Raw genomic sequence first — 2,606 nt, 5'->3', positions numbered from 1 at the left:
TTTGTTACCCCAGAGCAAAGGCACTTAGGTCTGGATGAAGAAATATTATCGAAGAGGGATGAGCTTTATCGCAAGATGAAAAGAAAGAACCAAATAAGGTGGTCAAAAGCTACGCGGAACTGGGAGAAAGTGGGTGACGTTAAGTTGAACCCGGAGAAGGAAAAACAAGCAGCTTAAATGCTCAGGCGACAACTACCTTGAAAAACGCCGTTAACACCATTAATCTTTGTTGTTTCAATATCGCACCGAATTTTTTCAGCAATGTTTAATGCGTTTGCATCATCAATGTCGGGTAAAACTAAAACAAACTCTTCTCCCCCATATCGTGCAACGACATCATGCTCTCTGTGACTTTTGAGTAGAGTTTTGCCTAAGTGCTGCAAAACATCATCTCCAAAAGCATGCCCATAAGTGTCATTAATGTTTTTAAAGTAATCTATATCTATGATCATCAGCGCAACTGATGACTTGTTTCTCTGAGCTTGAGAAAATAGCCTACCTGATCGGTTATTAAGCTCTCTTCTATTTAATAAACCCGTGAGAGGATCTATTGTTGCCATTTCTAGAAGTTCCTGACTTTGTTTTTCTAGTAGTTCTTTTGTTTCAATGAGTTCTTGATACAACTTGTCTCTATTGGAGCAGTCAAGAAGTGACCAGTAAGTAGTGTGTTCTTTATCTAAACTTATACTGGCCACTACTGGAACTTTTTTACCTTGATATGTAATCACAGTAAGTTGCACTTCTTCAGCATAAAACTCATTAATCAATAATGGGTAAACATAACTGTCAATAAAAATATTTGAAGCCTTGGTGAAAATATTAGACAGTGGCATTGAAGACAGTTCTTCTTTTTTCCAGCCAAGTAAGGTCAATAGATGCTTATTGCTATAAGTAATAGCTCTCTTAGAATTCACAACTAAGTGACCAGAATGGAAACTGTCTAAGAAAGAATCCACTTCAGCACCTAAGCCTTATTTCTATTTATGAAATCTATAAGTAAAGGCATAAGTAGGGCTGGATCGGTCATGTGGGGGCAGTGCCCCTCGGCCTCAATTAAAGCTAATTGACTATCGTTTATATTTTCAGCCATATATTTTCCGACCTCTGGCGCGGCTAAGGAATCTTTTAAACTCTGAAAAATAAATGTCGGTTTAAGTATATTTCTTAACATTGTTCTGTAGTCAGAGAAGAATGTCGCTATAGCAAACGTTTTTGCAATTACGGGGTCTGTACTGCAAAAACTGCCAGATAACTCTCCAATAAGTTCAGGCGAGTGCCCCGCACCCATAACAAGAGGAGCTAAATAGTTCGCCCACCCTATATAATTCTTGTCCATTAAGTTTATTAGCTCTTCTAAATCTTCTCGCTCAAATCCACCCATATAATCTGGAGGTATATTCATAAAACAAGGTGAAGGGCAAATCATGGTAATATCGGAAATTCTATCACCGCAATTAATCGAGGCAATACCTGCAATAATAGAGCTTACTGAATGGCCAATGATCGAAACATTAGAAAGATCTAAAGCTAATAATATTTCCTCTATATCTTTCGCATAACCATCAAGGCTTGCGTATCTTTTTTTAGAAAAGCTATTTAAGTCTGATTTTCCAGAGCCAACATAATCGAACAAAACAACTTTAAACTGTTTCTCAAGCGCTGGAAGCATGAAGCGCCACATATTCTGATCACAGCCGAAACCATGTGCCAATAGAACTATCTTGTCTCCGTTTCCGGAAATATTGACATTATTTCTTTTCAATATTTCCGCTTTATCGTGGCACATAACTTTTTGATCAATCATAACAATGAACCGTGCAATAAAAAGTGTTGCTGAATTTAAGTAAAGATATTATTAAAGATAGCATAGTAGTAGGTCTCTGCTTTAGCTAGAAGCGTAGTCGTAAAGCTACTTTTTGTACTGAAGCATGTGGTTTATCGAAGCATAAAATAACGATTTTGAACACTAACTCTCGGATTATCGTAACCTTGAAAATGAACGCTTTAAGTTTAAATTTTACTATTTTTACCACGGTTAATAATGATCGCGTTGCTCTTTTAGAAATATTTAGGATAGCAAAAACTTAATATCAAAAAAAAGCCGCTTTAGAAGCAAAGCCTTAATTTTCCAGCAAGCTAGTTCATGACGATTAGGCCAAAACCAAATTGCACCTTCAACGGCAAGTTTTGGCACTTTTCTGACCAAGTCTTGCTTAGAATGGTTAGGCCCAAGTCAGACCATTTATTCTAATAGGCCAGCTTGGGTGCTGACTTTTAGGCATTAGTTATATCGTGACCTAACACGTTTAAAGCTCGTTTTCGCCCTAAAAAAGCATTACCCTGTCTAGCTAAATACTCATTTATAAGTACATAAAACTTTTGCTATAGAGCTTATGCCTGCCAAACAGAAGATTCTTAAAGTTCGTCGCCACTATAACCAGTGGGTGGCTGACCAAACCCTAGAAGATTACGCCTTACGATTCACCGCTCGTAAAGCTCGGCGTATGGGTATTAGCCGTGTCGGCAAAACCGCTTTAGGGGCGACTGCTTTTTTGGCACTTGAAAGCATTGCTGCAGCGGTAACGATTAACTATGGCTTTGTGAAT

At 38.0% G+C, this 2,606-nt stretch carries 3 protein-coding genes; 1 reads left to right on the top strand and 2 read right to left on the bottom strand.

Annotation, left to right across the window (positions count from 1 at the left end; translation table 11 throughout):
• Positions 1–173 precede the first annotated feature (173 nt).
• Together A3756_RS15955 and A3756_RS15950 are read right to left on the bottom strand one after the other, a co-directional pair.
• Positions 174–956, bottom strand: coding sequence for a diguanylate cyclase (locus tag A3756_RS15955; RefSeq protein WP_082865304.1), 783 nt, complete (start codon positions 954–956; stop codon positions 174–176).
• Positions 957–964: 8 nt separating this feature from the next.
• Positions 965–1,804, bottom strand: coding sequence for an alpha/beta fold hydrolase (locus A3756_RS15950; protein WP_231875553.1), 840 nt, complete (start codon positions 1,802–1,804; stop codon positions 965–967).
• A gap of 589 nt (positions 1,805–2,393) precedes the next feature.
• Between A3756_RS15950 and A3756_RS15945 the strand changes: the two genes are divergently transcribed.
• A partial coding sequence (locus A3756_RS15945; protein WP_156490527.1) for a hypothetical protein occupies positions 2,394–2,606 on the top strand: 213 nt, incomplete at its 3' end.

The sequence above is a fragment of the Oleiphilus sp. HI0086 genome (assembly GCF_001635225.1).
The sequence above is the reverse complement of the archived record's forward strand: the minus strand, read 5'-3'. Positions and strand labels throughout refer to the sequence as shown.